The organism is Arthrobacter sp. TMN-50, assembly GCF_054511125.1.
The window spans coordinates 331848-347972 of the sequence record NZ_JBTNDG010000002.1 but is presented as its reverse complement, the minus strand read 5'-3'; the positions used below and the strand labels follow the sequence as shown (position 1 = coordinate 347972).

General features: G+C 62.8%; 18 protein-coding genes and 3 tRNA genes. 5 read left to right on the top strand and 16 right to left on the bottom strand.

Translation table 11 applies throughout. From position 1 onward, the window contains the following. Window positions 1-2 precede the first annotated feature (2 nt). A complete protein-coding gene (locus ACX80A_RS05615) occupies window positions 3-857 on the top strand; it encodes a hypothetical protein (protein ID WP_459258691.1) in 855 nt (284 codons plus the stop codon). Window positions 858-1096: 239 nt separating this feature from the next. Here ACX80A_RS05615 and ACX80A_RS05610 read toward each other — a convergent pair whose 3' ends face one another. The 5 genes from ACX80A_RS05610 to ACX80A_RS05590 all read right to left on the bottom strand — a co-directional run bounded on the left by ACX80A_RS05610 (window position 1097) and on the right by ACX80A_RS05590 (window position 6310). Next, complete coding sequence (locus ACX80A_RS05610; protein WP_459258690.1) at window positions 1097-1852, bottom strand: alanine--tRNA ligase-related protein; 756 nt, start codon at window positions 1850-1852, stop codon at window positions 1097-1099. A 9-nt stretch (window positions 1853-1861) separates the two neighbouring features. Then, window positions 1862-2884 (bottom strand): LacI family DNA-binding transcriptional regulator, encoded by a 1023-nt coding sequence (locus ACX80A_RS05605; RefSeq protein WP_459258689.1) that lies wholly within the window; start codon window positions 2882-2884, stop codon window positions 1862-1864. Between the two features lie 6 nt (window positions 2885-2890). Next, window positions 2891-3853 carry a carbohydrate ABC transporter permease gene (locus tag ACX80A_RS05600; protein ID WP_459258688.1) on the bottom strand — a complete coding sequence of 321 codons (963 nt, stop codon included), beginning with the start codon at window positions 3851-3853 and terminating at the stop codon, window positions 2891-2893. Then, the gene (locus tag ACX80A_RS05595; protein WP_459258687.1) at window positions 3850-4815 is read right to left on the bottom strand and encodes a carbohydrate ABC transporter permease; all 966 of its coding nucleotides are present in this window, start codon (window positions 4813-4815) and stop codon (window positions 3850-3852) included. The genes ACX80A_RS05600 and ACX80A_RS05595 overlap by 4 nt, the downstream gene beginning before the upstream one ends. Before the next feature lie 139 nt (window positions 4816-4954). After that, window positions 4955-6310 carry an ABC transporter substrate-binding protein gene (locus ACX80A_RS05590; RefSeq protein WP_459258686.1) on the bottom strand — a complete coding sequence of 452 codons (1356 nt, stop codon included), beginning with the start codon at window positions 6308-6310 and terminating at the stop codon, window positions 4955-4957. Between the two features lie 194 nt (window positions 6311-6504). Here ACX80A_RS05590 and ACX80A_RS05585 point away from each other — a divergent pair, with 194 nt between their 5' ends. After that, complete coding sequence (locus ACX80A_RS05585) at window positions 6505-8253, top strand: glycoside hydrolase family 13 protein (protein WP_459258685.1); 1749 nt, start codon at window positions 6505-6507, stop codon at window positions 8251-8253. A gap of 2 nt (window positions 8254-8255) precedes the next feature. Here the strand turns inward: ACX80A_RS05585 and ACX80A_RS05580 are convergent, their stop codons facing one another. From ACX80A_RS05580 to ACX80A_RS05545, 8 genes are all read right to left on the bottom strand, one after another. Then, on the bottom strand, window positions 8256-8870 hold the full coding sequence (locus ACX80A_RS05580; RefSeq protein ID WP_459258684.1) for a hypothetical protein: 615 nt from the start codon (window positions 8868-8870) through the stop codon (window positions 8256-8258). Continuing rightward, complete coding sequence (locus ACX80A_RS05575) at window positions 8867-9454, bottom strand: DUF6286 domain-containing protein (protein ID WP_459258683.1); 588 nt, start codon at window positions 9452-9454, stop codon at window positions 8867-8869. The genes ACX80A_RS05580 and ACX80A_RS05575 overlap by 4 nt, the downstream gene beginning before the upstream one ends. After that, on the bottom strand, window positions 9451-9816 hold the full coding sequence (locus tag ACX80A_RS05570) for a hypothetical protein (RefSeq protein ID WP_459258682.1): 366 nt from the start codon (window positions 9814-9816) through the stop codon (window positions 9451-9453). Before ACX80A_RS05570 ends, ACX80A_RS05575 begins: the two co-directional genes overlap by 4 nt. Continuing rightward, window positions 9813-10004, bottom strand: a complete 192-nt coding sequence (locus ACX80A_RS05565; protein WP_459258681.1) for a DUF2273 domain-containing protein — start codon at window positions 10002-10004, stop codon at window positions 9813-9815. The genes ACX80A_RS05570 and ACX80A_RS05565 overlap by 4 nt, the downstream gene beginning before the upstream one ends. Before the next feature lie 9 nt (window positions 10005-10013). Next, window positions 10014-10499 carry an Asp23/Gls24 family envelope stress response protein gene (locus ACX80A_RS05560; RefSeq protein ID WP_459258680.1) on the bottom strand — a complete coding sequence of 162 codons (486 nt, stop codon included), beginning with the start codon at window positions 10497-10499 and terminating at the stop codon, window positions 10014-10016. Between the two features lie 83 nt (window positions 10500-10582). After that, window positions 10583-11107, bottom strand: coding sequence for a hypothetical protein (locus ACX80A_RS05555; RefSeq protein WP_459258679.1), 525 nt, complete (start codon window positions 11105-11107; stop codon window positions 10583-10585). Between the two features lie 117 nt (window positions 11108-11224). Further along, entirely contained in the window at window positions 11225-12409 is a 1185-nt protein-coding gene (locus tag ACX80A_RS05550) for a fatty acid desaturase family protein (RefSeq protein ID WP_459258678.1), read from the bottom strand. Window positions 12410-12422: 13 nt separating this feature from the next. Further along, entirely contained in the window at window positions 12423-13505 is a 1083-nt protein-coding gene (locus ACX80A_RS05545) for a ferredoxin reductase (protein WP_459258677.1), read from the bottom strand. Window positions 13506-13602: 97 nt separating this feature from the next. On the opposite strand from ACX80A_RS05545, the gene ACX80A_RS05540 reads away from it, so the two are divergent. The 3 genes from ACX80A_RS05540 (at window position 13603) to ACX80A_RS05530 (ending at window position 15583) form a co-directional block, all read left to right on the top strand. Beyond that, window positions 13603-14802 carry a PucR family transcriptional regulator gene (locus ACX80A_RS05540; protein WP_459258676.1) on the top strand — a complete coding sequence of 400 codons (1200 nt, stop codon included), beginning with the start codon at window positions 13603-13605 and terminating at the stop codon, window positions 14800-14802. Window positions 14803-14938: 136 nt separating this feature from the next. Next, window positions 14939-15301, top strand: a complete 363-nt coding sequence (locus ACX80A_RS05535) for a YtxH domain-containing protein (RefSeq protein WP_459258675.1) — start codon at window positions 14939-14941, stop codon at window positions 15299-15301. A 69-nt stretch (window positions 15302-15370) separates the two neighbouring features. Then, the gene (locus ACX80A_RS05530; RefSeq protein WP_459258674.1) at window positions 15371-15583 is read left to right on the top strand and encodes a hypothetical protein; all 213 of its coding nucleotides are present in this window, start codon (window positions 15371-15373) and stop codon (window positions 15581-15583) included. Window positions 15584-15650: 67 nt separating this feature from the next. On the opposite strand, the gene ACX80A_RS05525 is transcribed toward ACX80A_RS05530, so the two are convergent. From ACX80A_RS05525 to ACX80A_RS05515, 3 genes are all read right to left on the bottom strand, one after another. Beyond that, a tRNA-Phe gene (locus ACX80A_RS05525) sits at window positions 15651-15726 on the bottom strand. A 57-nt stretch (window positions 15727-15783) separates the two neighbouring features. Beyond that, a tRNA-Asp gene (locus tag ACX80A_RS05520) sits at window positions 15784-15857 on the bottom strand. An 86-nt stretch (window positions 15858-15943) separates the two neighbouring features. Next, window positions 15944-16016: transfer RNA gene (locus ACX80A_RS05515), tRNA-Glu, on the bottom strand. Window positions 16017-16125 lie beyond the last annotated feature (109 nt).

Below are 16125 nucleotides of genomic sequence, written 5' to 3'. Positions count from 1 at the left end.
TGGTGGCGGGCATCGACCCGGCCGCCACCGGCCACACCTTCCCTTACGTTTCATTCCTCAGGGTTTTCGAACCACTTGAAGCGTTCAGCGATGCCCAACAACTGGTCATCCTGGAACAGCGATCCCGCGACCGCAAGGACACCGAGGGGATTGAGCGACGCAACTCGCTACAACGCATCCTGAGGCAGGTGTCAGACCCCTTCCCCCACCACGGCACTGATCTGGTCCGGGTACTACACTTCCCCGGCACCAACGGCATCACCGCCCAGTACTACTGCCCCAACCAACTCGCGGTCCGCACGTCCCTGGCAGCCGAATCGTTGGGCCAGACCATCCGCGGCCCCCTCGTTGACGTGCTGCTCCCGGAAGCGGCGGCTGACGCGCATCAGGCACGGCTCGACCCCGAAACAGTCGCCGAGACCACCGCCAAACTGCACACCCGCTCCGCCACGTGGGGAATCCCGTTCTCCTGGTTCGTCCTGATCCACGAGGACGATCTGACCGAGGTAATCGAGGACGGCGGGCAGGTGCGCACGGTCCGGGTTGCCGCGGCAGTGCACCAGTGCATCGAACGGGCCAAGCACGCGATGGCGTCCCTGGCGATTGCCGCACCGGAACTGGACCTGCTCGACGATCTGACCGACATCATCGAGTGGCTCCAGCTGTTCCGCCTCGACGCGGTCGTCGAGTTGGACTACGGCCCAGTCGCCGACCTGGTCTTCCCCGACGAGTCCCCCATGGACGTCCGCATGGGCATCGAGTGCCTCTCCGAAGGGGACATGACCGGCGCCGCCGCCTCGTACCGCCGGCTTGCCTCCCGCTGGATTCCGATCCGCCAGCTGGCCCGCGCGAACTAGCTGGCTGGCAGGCCACCTGCCCCGGCGTCGTCGTCGTTGTCCCGCCGCCGCCTGTCCCGGAGAGGAATCTGGGCATTTGGGTGCGAAATAGCGCTCACCCATGTCGAGGTTGACCCGACCCGTCCAGAACGCTCACCGGAACGCGCGTACGCTGGACCCCACCAGTCCCACTAGCCTCGCCATCCCCTCTCTTCCCACGTAAAGTCGGCAGGAAGCCCGGTAGCAGACAGCCGACGGCGCTAGTTGATCCCGTCGACGGCGTAGGACACCTTCGTAAGACCCTTCTTCGATTTGATCTTGGTGATAGTCAGGGTGCCGATGTCACTGACGTCCGCCACATGGGTGCCCCCGCACGGTACGCCGAAATCAGCTGTATACAGCACAATCCGCGCCGGCTTGTTGGTGGGAATGTTATCCGGCACGTTCCGGCAGTAGTCCCCCATCTCGGATACAGGCATGAACCGAATCTCGTTGGTGCTGCCGGTGTCGACCACGCCCCGCGCGGCCTCCTGGATCTGGGCGACGACGGCGTCGACCTCCTCGGCAGGCACAGCCGCGTTGTACTCGACGAACGCCATGTGCGGGTAGTGGGCGCCCTTGCCGGGAACCCACGGTAGGCCGAGCCGTTCAACGGCGAGGTCGACCACGTGACCGGCGGAGTGCAACCGGGTATTGACCATCCGCCGGGCGGCGTCCACCTCCAATGACACCTCGTCGTCCACCGCGATCGAGCCGGTTCCAAGGTGGTGCACCACTCCCTCGGAATCCAGCCGAACCTCGTCCACAGTGAAGGCGCCGCTGGAGTGCCCTGCGTGCTCACCACCGGCGTCCCGGATGACGCCGGTATCCCAGTCCTGGCCACCGCCGCGAGGATAGAAGCAGGTCCGATCCAGCACGACGTCGGTCCGGCCGTCATCGTCATGGGTGACCGACAGCACACGCGCGGTGCCGGTCAGCACATCAAAATCGTTCAGGTAGGTCAGTTCGGTAGCCATCTGCCGAGTCTATCGACCCTGTTGCTCACCGGGTGGCGCCGTGGAGGTCCTGAGGATCAACTTGTGGGGGCGCGGGGCCGGGGCGGTAACTGGAACGCCTCCGTCCAGTTCGGCGAGCAGAAGGTCAGCAGCGTAAGCCCCCTGCTCCTCGGGGCTTTGCCGGATGGTTGTCAGCCCCAGCGGATCGGCGAACTCATGGTCGTCGATTCCCACCACGGAGAGTTGCTCCGGGATGCTGATACCCAGCTCGGCGGCGGCACGGATTACTCCGAACGCCATTTCGTCCGATGAACAGAACACCGCCGTGGGCCGGTCGTGCGGATCCTTCAACAGGATAAGGGCCGCCTCTTTGCCACGTTTGAAACGGAAGTCCCCGAACAGCGACCATTCGGGCCGGATGATCAGCCCATGCCTGGCCATCACCGAAAGGTACGCCTCCTCACGGATGCGGGGCACCTCGAACTCGATGCCATAGGAGCCCCCGCCCCGCAGATGCGCGATTCTGGTGTGTCCCAGACCAATCAGGTGCTCGACGGCGTCGCGGGCCGCGGCGTCGTCGTCAATCCCCACGTGGCGGACTCCTTTGACTGACCCGCCCACTACGATGGTCGGCGACTCAAGTGCCTGCAGTGATTGCAACTCGTCATCGGTGAGCTCCATGCACATCACCAGAAGCGCGTCGATGCGTTTGCGCAGGATGGACCGGTGGAATACCCGTTGCCGGTTGACGCCCGACCCGCCCAGGCTAAACACGACCAGGTCGTATCCGGCGGCACGGAGCTGGCGGTCCACACCCGCGAGCACCGCGGAAAAGTACCAGTGATTGATCAGAGGCAGCAGCACGCCCATCGCCATTGTCCGGCCTGACGCGAGACCGGACGCCGACGACGATGGGACGTAACCAAGCCTGGCGGCAGCTGCCAGCACTCGATCGCGGGTGCCGGCAGACACCCCCGGAAGCCCGCGCAGCGCCCGTGAGACGGTCGCCGTAGAGACTCCGACTGACTTGGCGACGTCGTCAATGCTGGTCATCGTGGATCAGCCCTTGAGGCCACCCGCGAGCAGACCGCGGACAAAGTATCGCTGCAGCCCGAAGAAAACCAAGAGCGGAACGATCATTGACACGAAGGCACCAGCGGTGAGCCTATGCCATTCGCCGCCTCGTGTACCGGTGAGTTCTGCCAACCGTTGGGTGATCGGAGCGACATCGCCAGTGCCACCCGAAAATACGAGCGCCACCAGCAGATCGTTCCACACCCAAAGGAACTGAAAAATGGCGTAGGAGGCAAGCGCGGGCACGGACAGCGGGATGATGATTCGCCAGAAAATAGTCGCGTGGCCCGCGCCATCCACTCGCGCAGCTTCGATCACTTCACCAGGTATCTCAGCGATGAAGTTGTGTAGCAGGAAGATGGCGAGAGGGAGGGCAAAGATGGAGTGTGCAATCCACAGTTGGGCATAGGATCCAGACGGCAGCAGCTGGAAATCGCCGATCTGAAGGTTCACAAACAGTCTCAGAAGAGGTATCAGCGCCATCTGTAGGGGAATGATCTGCAGGGCGAAGATAAACACGAACATCGTGTCCTTGCCCCGGAACTTCCCCCAGGCGAACATGTACGCCGCCATGGCGGCGATCACGAGCGGGATGATAGTGGCGGGAATGACGATAGCCAGCGAGTTCACGAAGTATTGGCCGAGGTTTGGCGACTGACTCCCGCCGGAGACCAGCACATCCACGTAGTTGTCGGCCGTGAACTGTCGATCCCCGAACACGTTCCACCAGCCGTTGCGCTGGATGTTCTCCTCCGGTCGGAAAGATGAAATCAAAAGGCCGAGGGTGGGGACAGTCCACACCGTAGCGATGATGATCGCGGCGATCGTGGCACCGCGGGAAGTGAGCTTCTGCTTCACCCGGCGGGTGATGGGCGGTTGCACACCGGCTGGCGTCGCCGCGGGTTGGCCTGATGCAGGAACTGGCGGGATAGTAGGCGTCGAGCTCATCGGATCTGCCTCTGCTGCTTGAGTACGCGTGCGTTGTAGACGACCACCGGTAGCACCATGAGAAACAGGACGAGGGCCAGCGCCGCGCCTCGGCCCGGCTCATTCGCTCTGAAGGCCTGGGTATACATCTCGTTGGCGATCACCGAGGTGTCGTAATTTCCGGCGGTCATGGTGCGCACGATGTCGAAGACCTTCAAGGTGATGATGGTAATGGTCGTGACCACCACTACCAGCGCGCCACGGATCGAGGGAATGGTGATGTCACGGAATTGTTGCCACGCGGACGCCCCGTCCAGCCGGGCAGCTTCCACAATCTCCATCGGAATGCCCTTGATCGCGGCCGAGAGGATCACCATCGCGAAGCCCACCTGGATCCAGACCATCACGGCGATCATAAAAAAGGTATTGCCGGGTGCGTCAAGCAGGAACTGCTGAGGTTCGCCACCGAACCAGACCAGAATTTGGTTCAGCAGACCAATCTGTTCCTGTTCCGGCCCCTTATAGGCGTATACGAAACGCCAGATGACGCCCGCGCCCACCATCGAAATGGCCATTGGCATGAACACCAGCGCCTTGAGGAGGCGCTCCCCTTTGGCCTTATCGATGAAGACGGCATATACCAGGCCGATCCCGGATGCCAGAAGCGGCACCAGGATGACCCAAAGCACGGTGTTTCGGAGCGTGATGAGGGCCGACGGTTCGGTAAACATCCAGACGAAGTTCTCGATGCCGTTGAGGTTACCGTCGCGGTCGGTGAAGGCTAGCAGCGCGGTTTGCAGCGCGGGCCAGATCATTCCAACGACTAGAAGGATCGCCGCCGGGGCGAGGAAGCCAATGACTGTCGCCTTATCCCGGAACGATTTGGGCGCTCGATCAACTATGAGCATGATCAATCCGATAATGGCGGCGAAGATGGCCATCGCCACTATCACCTGCAGGAACTTATTACCAAGATCCTCCATTGCGCAGCCTCCTTGGTGCGATAACGGTTGGTGCAAGAATTCGCGTTAGCGAATGACACGATGCCGAGCACAGTGCGAAGAATGTCAGGACAAACCTGGCGTTCCTCCTCAACGAAGGAACGCCAGGTTTGCCTCTGAGTTACTGCGGCCAGGAGCTTTCGATGGTGTCGAGGACCTCTTCGGTCTCCGAGCCATTGATCCACTCCACAATGCCGCTCCAGAAGGAGTTGGAGCCGACAGCGCCCGGCATCAGATCGGATGCGTCAAAGCGAAAGACGGTGTCCTCGCTCTGCAGCAGTTCGATGGATTGGCGGTCCAGGTCAGAGGTGGCCACTGATGGGTCGAGCGCAAGGTTGGCGCTGATTCCGCTACCTTGAGACACCCTGGCATTGGCGAACTCTCCGCTGGCCATGAACGATTGAAAGGCAACGACCTCTTCGCGGTCGGCGTACGCAGCGACGATCTCGCCACCACCGGTAATTGCACCGCCACCAGCTTCAACGCCCGGCGTCATGAACGCCCACACGTCGCCATCCTCGGCAACTACAGTTCCCTCGGGCCAGTTGGCCGCCTGGAACGAAGCCTGGTGGTGCATGGCGCACGTCCCGTCGAGTACCGGCTGCCCTGCATCAGCAAATGGTGTCGAGAGGATCGAACGGACATCCCCGATACCGCCGTTCACGTATTCCTCATTCTTGAGGATGGCGCCTACCGAATCGAAGGCCTCGACGATCGCCGGATCATTGAATGGAATCTCGTGATTCACCCACTGGTCGTAGACCTCCGGACCGGCTTGGCGGAGGACGAAGTCCTCAACCCAGTCGGTTCCTGGCCAGCCGGTCGCTTCGCCCGATTCAAACCCTGCGCACCATGGCTTCATAGTTCCTTCGGCCGCGATGTCCTCGGTGAGTGTCATCATCTCGTCGAGTGTCTCAGGAATTTCCCACCCCTTGTCGGCGAAGACAGTGGGGTCATACCAAACGTAACCCTTGATGTTGGCAAGCATCGGCGCGCCGTAGAAGACGTCATCGACGGTGCCGTAGCCCTTCCAATCCTCTGACCAGTTTTCGTCAACAAGTGCCTCAACTTCGGACGGGGCGGGAAGCACGTTTCCACCTGCAACCTCGGCAGCCAATAGACCAGGCTGCGGGAAGATCGCGATGTCCGGCGGGTTGCCTGCCTGCGACCGGACTCCGATCTGGGTTTCGAACTCCTTGGACCCCTCGTAAACGACTTCTACGCCCGTGCACTCCGCGAAGTCTGCCCAGGCATTTTCGAGAAGCTCGGCCTCAGTGTCCACAATGGTGGCGTAGACGCTGACTTCAGCGCCATCGAAAGTCCCGTAGGTTTCGTAGGCCGCGCAGTCAGCCGCAGGCTCGTCTCCGGCCCCACCGCCATCGTCTCCGGACCCGCTGCCGCAAGCGGAGAGACCCAGTGTCAGTACGCCCAGTGCCGCTATCGGCAACAGCGATTTCTTTGTGCGAAATGTCGCCATGAAAAGACTCCTTTGTCTGGCGGTGGCAGCCCATAAAGCTTGTCCCGCCTAAGCGTTTGGTAGAATGAATGTAAGCGCTTACGCACATAACGACAATACATGTGCCAGATGTCACAGCATTTGATACCGAATCGTGACGTGCTCTTAGGCCCCAATCTTCTGATTCCCCTCGCCAATTTCTCCTAGGAGAGTAAATGACTGCCTCAGCACCCGCTGTCAGCGACTCCACCGATACAGCTGCAAACCCCACCCCCTGGTGGACGGACGCGGTGATTTACCAGATCTATCCCCGGTCCTTCGCGGACGGCAACGCCGACGGGATGGGCGACCTGCCGGGCGTCCGGAGCAGGCTTCCCTATCTGCGGAAGCTGGGAGTGGATGCCATCTGGTTGTCCCCGTTCTACGTGTCCCCGCAGGCGGACGCCGGGTATGACGTCGCCGATTACCGCAACGTCGACCCCCTGTTCGGCACGTTGGCTGACTTCGACTCAATGCTCGCTGAAGCTCACGCGTCAGGCATGAAAGTGATCGTGGACCTGGTGCCGAATCACACCTCGGACGAGCACGAGTGGTTCAAGGCCGCCGCCGTCGCCGCGCCCGGATCGCCGGAACGCGAGCGCTACATCTTCCGTGACGGCCTCGGCGCTCACGGCGAATTGCCGCCGAACAACTGGCAGTCCATCTTCGGCGGAAACGCGTGGACCCGGCTCGCGGACGGTCAGTGGTACCTGCACCTCTTCGACACGAAGCAGCCGGACCTGAACTGGGACAACCCTGAGGTGCGTGCCGAGATGATTTCGGTGCTGCGGTTCTGGCTGGACCGGGGCGTGGATGGCTTCCGCATCGATGTGGCGCACGGCATGGTCAAGGCGGAAGGGCTCCCTGACTGGGCCGAGCAGGCGAGCATGATCGACGGCGGTAACTCGGGCCGGCCCAGCGAATCCGATGAACCGGAACCGGTCGACCCCGACCAAACCCCGCCCTACTTCGATCAGCCGGGGGTGCACGACATTTACCGCGAATGGAACAGGGTGCTGGCGCAGTACGACGGCGATCGCATGCTGGTTGCAGAAGCGTGGGTTGAACCGGCCGAGCGGTTGTTCCGCTACGTCCGTCACGACGAAATGCAGCAGGCGTTCAACTTTGATTTCCTGCTGGCCGGGTGGGACGCTGCCCAGCTGACAGAGAGCATCACCGAGTCGTTGAGTGAAGCTGGCAAGGTGGGTGCACCGAGCACCTGGGTGATGTCCAACCATGACACGGTCCGCCACACCAGCCGGTTCGGCCTTCAGGACCCCACCCAGTTCCCCAAGGGGCTGGGCTCCGACCATGAGCAGCCGGATGAGACGCTGGGCCTCGCCCGCGGCAGGGCGGCGGCCCTGATAATGCTGGCTCTACCGGGTTCCGCCTACCTATATCAGGGAGACGAGCTGGGCCTTCCCGAGCACACCACCCTCCCCGACGGCGTCCGCGAGGATCCCACCTTCGCCCGCACCAGAGGAACGGAGATCGGCCGGGACGGCTGCCGGGTTCCCCTGCCCTGGATAGCAGACGCGCCGGGGTTTGGGTTCGGGGTGTACGACGCCGTGAGCGCGCCGGGCGCGGCCCCGTGGCTACCGCAGCCGTCAAGCTTCGCTGGCTACGCGGCCGACGTCCAGGTAGGCGTGACCGGTTCAACCTTTGAGCTGTACCGCAGCGCGCTGGGTTTGCGCCAGAGCCATGCGCTGGGCGGTGGCCAGCTTGAGTGGACACCCCTGAACAGCCCCCAGGAGGGGATCCTCTCCTATCGCAACGGCGCAGTGCTCCTGTTGGCCAACATGGGAGCTGCCACCATCGACCTGCCGAACGATCACCGGATCATCCTGGCCAGTAGCGAGGCAGCCGTCGACGGCGGTCGCCTCGCCACCAACGCTTCGGTGTGGCTGGTCCCCGCCGAGTCCTAACCTCAGCGCACCCGTTCCGTCCGGGTGAAGCGGGTCCGGGCGCCGGAGCTGATACTGATCAGCACCGGCGTCTGGCGTCCCACGAGCAGGTCGAGGGCTTCAACCAGGTCGGTGACCTCGGAGGCCACCTCATGCGGCGAGACTCCCGATCGCGGGAACACCCTGATCCGCAGGGCCGGTTCCCCATCAAAATCGTAGGTGGTGACCGCTGCATTCACCAGGTCACCGCGTTCCTGCAGCGCAGCCTTCAAAGCCTGCTCTGCCACCGCCCCGTTGATCGTGACCCGGCCGGCGCCGTCGGACCCCTCGGGACCCTTCTCCTGCACCAGCGTCCCGGAGCGCCCGCGGCCCTGCGCCGCGACCCAGGCCACCATGAGGACCACCACCAACAGCATCACCAGCGCCACCACAATCCACAACCAGCTGTCCTGCTGGCCGGCGAGGGTGGTCCGTTCGAGCACGTCGTTTATTGACCGGTTGAGCCCTGAGACAGCGGATCGCCACCAGGTCGCCACGGCAGGGACCGTTAGCAGGGCCACAGTGGCACCGACGGCCATCAATACCGCACCGAACAACCCCAGCAGCAGCCGGTTGAGAATACGTGGGGTCTGGTTCACTGGCCAATCACCCCCGAAGGGGCAATAGCTACCCGCACGGCGGGGACCGGTTCCACCGAGGTAAGCCGCAGTTCGCCCTCGACGGCACCCCGGATGGCGTCGACGTTGACAGGTGCGCCCGACGTCGGGCGCACCTGAACGTCGACGGCGCGGCGCCCCACTGTCACCATTACCTGATCAGGGGTCACCCCGGCAGCGATCCGTGCACGGCGGGCCAGCGCAGAGGCGAGCACCTCGGCGTCAACGACGACCGCGGTCCGTGGGTTGGGGATCGAGTGGCGGGCCCGGCGTCCCGGCAGCACTGCGTTGAGGAAGAAGAGCAGGCCGATGAGAAAGAGCAGCAGTCCCGCTGCCACCAGAAGCGTCGGTTGGACGGCGCCGGGCAGGGTTACCAGCCAGTCTGCCGCCTGACCCGGACTGGCCAGCCAGGCGTCCTGGCCGGTCGCCTTCAAGGCAGCCTCGAACATCACGTACAGACAGCCGAGGGTGATTAGGGTTGCGGCGGCAACCGAGGGTAGTGCCCGCGAGGAATGCAGTTCACGGCGCTCGACTTTCCGGGTCAGCTGAGTGATCCGTGGGTTCACTTGACGCGCCCACTCTCGGCGAGTTTGATCCCGGTGATTCTGATGTCCACGCGGCTGAGTTGTGATCCGCTCAGCTGTGTCACCCGTTGGAGGATAAGCGCTTTTGCTGCGTGGGTGCGGTCCCAGATTGATCCGCCAAACCCGCTGACCAGCGACGGATCTCTGACGATGCGGGTCAGTGGCGGGACGGCTATGGGTAGGGCCAGCCGGAGGGCCAGCAGACCCTGATCATCGGACCAGCTAGCCCGGATCTGCTGGGCTGGAATGTCGAAGATATCGGCGGCAACCGCCCGCGCCGTGCTGGTCAGCGCCTGTGCGCTGATCCGATTGTGCCCGGCGAGACCCGGAGGCGCGGCGCTCACGAGGACGAGCGTCGGCCCGTGAGGGCGTCACGGACGCTGCCCAGGTCCAGTTTGCCCTCGGCAACCCTGCCCAGCAGGACCCCCACCCCTACAAACAAGCTCATGAGGAGGAAACCCCAGAACCCGAAGATCAGTGCGGTGAATGCCAGGACAATGCCCAGCGCTATGCCAACTATTGTGGGAGTCATTGTGGCGGCCTAACTTGCTGCGGAACGGGATTTGTCGGGACTCTTGGGGTCGTTGAGGCCCGGTACGTGAACATCGCTGATTTCGACATTCACCTCAATTACCTGCAGGCCTACGAGGTCGTGGATGCTCTGATAGACGGCCGCGCGAACCTGGTCGGCGACTCCCGTGAGCGGGTGGCCGTATTCGGCCACCAGGACAATATCCACCGCCACCTGGGTTTCTCCTACCTCGACCTGCACGCCCTGGCTCAGGTCGCCGCCACCGACGACGTCCCGGATCGCGCCGAGCGCCCGGCCGGAGGCTGCCCCGAGACTGTACACGCCTGGCACTTTCCGCGCCGCGATGGCCACGACCTTAGCCACAGCCGGGTCAGCGATGGTGGTCCTCCCACCCGTCGCGTCGAGATCTTGAGTGATTGCCTGCGCTCCGCCGGGAACTTCCGGTTGGCGGTCAAGCGGTCGGCTGCTGGGCGGTGGTATCCGGTTCTCATCCATCTGCTGTGCACCCCTTTCGTTGTGCTCAGCCTAACGGTTAGCTGCCGAGGAAGGCACGGTTGTGGGAAGGCTGTGGGTGTGGCCTACGGAAGAGACTTGTTGCAGTGCTGATGAAGCCAGTCCTCAATGGGTTCGACTGCGTCCCGGTAGGCGCTTTCGTCGAAGCTTCCCCCGTCCTCGGTGCTGGCCGTGAGGACATCCTGCAGACGATCGAAATCGCTGGCGAGCGCTGACGGAACCATGGACTGCACATCGTTGATCTGATCGTGAAGACGCTCAACGGCTTCATCGTCCGAGGTCCCCATGAAACTCAGTGGCGCCAGCAGGATTGATGCCACCCCGGCAGCCACAATGACGCAATCTTCGGTGCTGGTATCGGCTGCTTCGGTGCTGCCCGAATTCTTTGGCGACGAGGACGACGCGTCCGGTCCTGCGGTGTCCCAGAGGGAATTCGGCGACGGTTCGGTGGTTTCAGCGGTGGGGGTCTCGGTGGCAGTCTCGGGAAGTTCGATGGCGGTGCCGGCTGTCTCCGGGGCGGCGACTCCGCAGGCGGCGAGCGAAAATGCCAGTACACACCCGGCACCTACTGTGACACGCGACCTCAACACCCAGCGAACTCCTAATCCGGTTGGCTACCCACTGACACGTTACTTAACGTGCGAGTGCCCCGGTCTTCTCCCTGACCGGGGCACTCGCACGTTAAGTAACGTGTACTCAGCGACCGGTTAGGCGGTCGCCTTCTTCCGCAGCGAAAACCGGCCGGTGTCGGGAAGTGCAAGCTTGAAAACCTTGGCCCAGGTGGAGGCCACCTGTTTGGGAAGCGGGCCGGTGGTGTACGGCAGTCCGTAGCGGTTACAGATTTCCTTGACCTTTACGGCCACTTCCGCGTACCGGTTAGACGGCAAGTCGGGGAAACAGTGGTGCTCCACCTGGTGCGACAGGTTGCCGGTCATCAGGTGCATAAGCTTCGACCCGGAGATGTTGGCAGAACCAATCATCTGGCGGACGTACCAGTCACCGCGGGTTTCACCCTCAACCATTTCCTCGGTGAACGTGTCAGTACCCTCCGGGAAGTGTCCGCAGAAGATGACCGCGTGCGCCCAGACGTTGCGGATCGCGTTGGCCGCGAGCGTGCCGTACAGGGCCTGCTTTCCTGACCCGGTGAGCATCGCGACGGCCGGCGTAGCAGCGTAATCCTTGGTGAACTGCTTGACCGCTTTGACGCCAACCGCCTTAAGGTCCCGCGACATGTCCTCCTTGGACTTCAGGCCCTCCTGGTACTCGGGAATTTCCAGGTCATAGAGCGCGATTCCCCACTCAAAAACCGGGGCCAGGATGGCGTTGTACAGCGGGTTGCCCAGGTTGAATGGGGTCCACGGCTGATCCGCGTCCATCCGCAGCAGGTTGTAGCCGACGTCGCGGTCCTTGCCGACCACATTGGTCCAGCGGTGATGGAGGTCATTGTGGGTGTGCTGCCACGACCTGGCGGGGGTCACGAAGTCCCACTCCCAGGTGGTGGAGTGGATGTCAGGATCCCGCATCCAGTCCCACTGCCCGTGGAGGACATTGTGACCAATTTCCATGTTCTCAAGGATCTTTGCGACGCTGAGCATTGCTGTCCCAGCCACCCAGGCGGCCTTGTTGCGTCCCACCAGCAGAGATGCACGGCCAGCAATTTCCAACCCGCGCTGCACCTTGATGACCCGCCGAATGTACGCCGCGTCAGTGGCTCCGCGTTTTGCCAACACCTCATCCCGGATCGCATCAAGCTCCCGGCCCAGCTCCGCTACCTGCTCGTCGGACAGGTGCGCCGCAGCCGGTGGCCGCACCAACGGGTGCCCGGTTGCGGCGAGCGCCCCGGGTCGGGTAACGGCAGGCTTGGTTTCGGTGCGTTCAGTTAGTGTCGTCATACGGTGGTGCTCCTTAGAGGTCCAGGTTAACGGGTCCGGCCGCTGCCGAAACGCACGTCTGAATTAGTTGGCCAGGTTCCCCATGAACTTCCCCCGTACGAAGATCGCGTACCTGGCCGGCGCGCAACGGGGTGAGACAACTATGACAAATGCCCATCCGGCATCCGCTAGGCATCAGCACGCCGGCGTCTTCGCCGACGTCGAGCAGTGGCGTATCGCCGTCGGCCTCAACCTCGCGGTCGGACGCCTCGAACTGAACCAGTCCGCCGTCGTGCCCGTCGCCGCCAGCGAGATTGGTGCTGAACCGTTCAATGGTGAGAGTGCTTCGTTCCGTGGCACCCTCATCCGCTGCCAGCGCGGGCTGGGAGGCCCAGAGTGCCTCGGCTTCGTCCAGGAACCCTTCGGGACCGCAAGCGTAGGCCGCCCGATCCCGCCAGTCCGGGCACAGCTCACCGAGATCGGCATCGGAGCCGAAGTCCAGCCGACCCCGTTCGCCGGTGAAGAGGTGGGTGACGCGAAGGTTGGAAAATTGGTCGGCCAGTTCGTTCAGCTCTTCACGGAACAGGCTGTCGCCGGGTGTCCGGGCTGAGTGAATCAGGACGACGTCGGCGTCAGGACGACGCGGAACCAGGGTGCGCACCATGGACATCACCGGGGTGATCCCACTACCAGCCGTCAGCATCAGCAGCGGCCGCGGGTGCTCAGGGAGCACAAACTCGCCCTGTGGTGGCGCCAGAAAGAGGACGTCACCTGGTTTGGTGTTGCGCACCAGCACCCCGGAAACCGCTCCGGCATCGGTGACGGTAATTGCTGGGTCCTCACCGGCGGCCGCGCTCAGTGAATAGGAACGCCAGTGGCGGACACCGTTCAGTTCCACCCCAATCCGCGCCCATTGGCCGGCTTGATGGGCTTTCCAGCCCCGCCCGGGATGGAAGTGGATGGTGACCGAGTCAGGAGTTTCGGACATGACTTTAGTAACCACACCGCGCAGCTGACGACTCGAGTACACCGGGTTGAAGAGAGCAAGAATATCTTCTGCGGTGAGAGGAGTGGTGAGGACGGATGCGGCGTGGGCCAACCGACGGAGCCGAATCATCCTCCAATTCTAGGATATTCACAGCCAAAGTTCTCCTAGCAGGACATACGATTGAGCGAAGAAAACTATCCTGGCGAGACAATCTTTGAGGCATTCCATGAGTTCGAGACCGCCTGACGCCGCGAGTATTGCGTTGGAACCACCCTGGCTTGCCCTTCCGGAGGAGATCAGTGCCCTATTGCGGCCGATGATGCCAGGCGTGGTCGAGGCGATCATCGAAGCGGTGCCACAACTGGTTCCGACCTATGCGCGCCCCATTGAGGGTCGGTTTGGTAGAGGTCTACGCCGAGGGGTGGCCGTCGCACTTGAACGTTTTCTGCAACTCCCAGGCACGAGGCTGCCAGCCCTGTCCGAGGAGAGCAGGGCGCTGGTGGCCGGGCTCGGCAGCGGAGAGTTCAGGCAGGGACGCAGCATGGACGCGTTGCTGAGCGCCTACCGGATGGGCGCACGGGTGACGTTCCGTGAGATGTCGAGGATCTCTCTGACACAGGATTTGGGACTTGACGTGGTGGTGAACCTGGGTGAGTCAATCCTCGCGTACATCGATGAGCTGTCTGCCGTGAGCGCCGAGGCCTACGCGTATGAGCAGTCCGAGCGCGCGGGGGCTGTCGACCGACGGCGGACCGAGCTGCTGGAATTGCTCTTGCTGGGGCAAGCCGATGAAGCGGCGCTGCGGCAGGCGGCGTCGATGGCTGATTGGGCATTGCCCGCGCAATTGACAGTAGTGACGCTACCACTCGACCGGGCCGCCGGGCTGCGCCGCCAGCTTGATCCTGGTTCCCTGCTGGTCGAGCGGGAGACCGATGCGGTGGTCCTGATCCCTACCCGGGATACCCCGCTCGCACGGCGCCAGCTGTCGACGGCGTTGGCGGGGCGGTCAGCGGCCATCGGACCGGCCTGCGGCTGGGAGCGTGTCCCTGATTCACTGCGGCTGGCAGTCCTTGCGTCCACGGTTTTTCCACCGCGGGAGGGGGCGACGGACCCCCCGGTCTGGGCTGACGAGCATCTGGCGGAAGTAATTCTCGGCGCCGAACCCACGGCAATCACCGAACTGGCCCAGCGGCGGCTGGCGCCGCTGGATGGAATGCGCCCCGCCCAGCGGGAACGGCTGGTGCAGACCCTGTTGTCCTGGCTAAAGCATTGGGGTCAGCGCGCCCCGATCGCCGTTGAGCTGCAGATTCATCCCCAGACGGTGGGCTACCGGCTAGCCCAGCTGCGGGAGGTCTTCGGTGACGAACTCGAGAGCCCGCAGGTCCGGTTCGAATTGCAGTTGGCATTGAATGCTGGGCGACGTTGAAGACCAAATGTCGTACATCTGTCGGCCGATCCGAACATAAACTAAGGTTGCTGATGAGATTGTTCGGCGAATCGGATAGATTCAAGCTGACAACCCTTCCTTGGAAACCCTTGGACGATTAGACAGGAGCACCATCATGAAGAACAAACTTGTATTCGCAGCAGGCATGGCCGCCGGCTATGTGCTCGGCTCGCGTGCCGGCCGGGAAAGCTACGAAAAGCTGAAGACCAAAGCAGACGAGCTGTGGAACAACCCGAAGGTACAGGAAACCGTCGCTGACACCGCTTCCACCTTGAAGCACAAGATGCCCGAGGTGCAGGAACAGGCTGGCGACGCCGTCAAGAAGGCCAAGGAGACCGTCACCGGTGCACTGCACCGCAGTGACAAGGCCGACGACGCGAAGGGCGCAACCACCGGCCCCAGCGGCGGAAACCCAGCCAAGGTCGAGGACACGCCGTTTCAGAACCAGGACGACGACACCCGCCCCGACACGGTCTAGGGAATCGGCGTCGAAAATCTTCTAACGCACGATACCTCAGCACATCAATCACTAGACGGGCAGACCACCATGAGCGATGACGACTCCAAAGCCACCGACGGCAATGACCTCGAGGGCAAAACTGAAAGCACGCAGAAAAATGCTTCGGGCACGTCCGGCGAGGAGGGCTCATCGCGCCCCAAATCTCCGGTGGAGGACATTGATGCAAGCCCCGAGGGGCTCAAGGATGCTCCTGCTCTGGAGGAAGAAGAAGACAGCCTAGTTGCCCCAGAAAATAGCTGATCCTCGCAGTCAGCAACGAAAAACCCCGCAGCTCCCGTGTAGACACTGGGAACCGCGGGGTTTTAGCTGGTGGCTCCGACCGGCGTCGATCCGGTGACCTTTCGATTTTCAGTCGAACGCTCTACCAACTGAGCTACAGAGCCGTGCAACTATCCTACGACAGTCACTGCGGTCAACCAGCCGAAACCAGTCAACCTGAGCGACCCTGACGGGACTTGAACCCGCGACCTCCGCCGTGACAGGGCGGCGCGCTAACCAACTGCGCTACAGGGCCTTGCTTTTTTGCAAGAGTTTTAGCCTACCAGCATCTCAGCTGCTTTCTGACCGCCTCGAAGTGCTCCGAATCAATCTGCTCTTGCGTACCCCCAACGGGATTCGAACCCGTGCCGCCGCCGTGAAAGGGCGGTGTCCTAGGCCGCTAGACGATGGGGGCCAGGACCACATTAGGCAAGTAATTCTCCCCTGTCGTGGACCTATAAAACTATAGGGCCTGCGTCGCGATTCCACAAAACCGGCCCCGGCGCAGCCCCGGTACAGTCGAC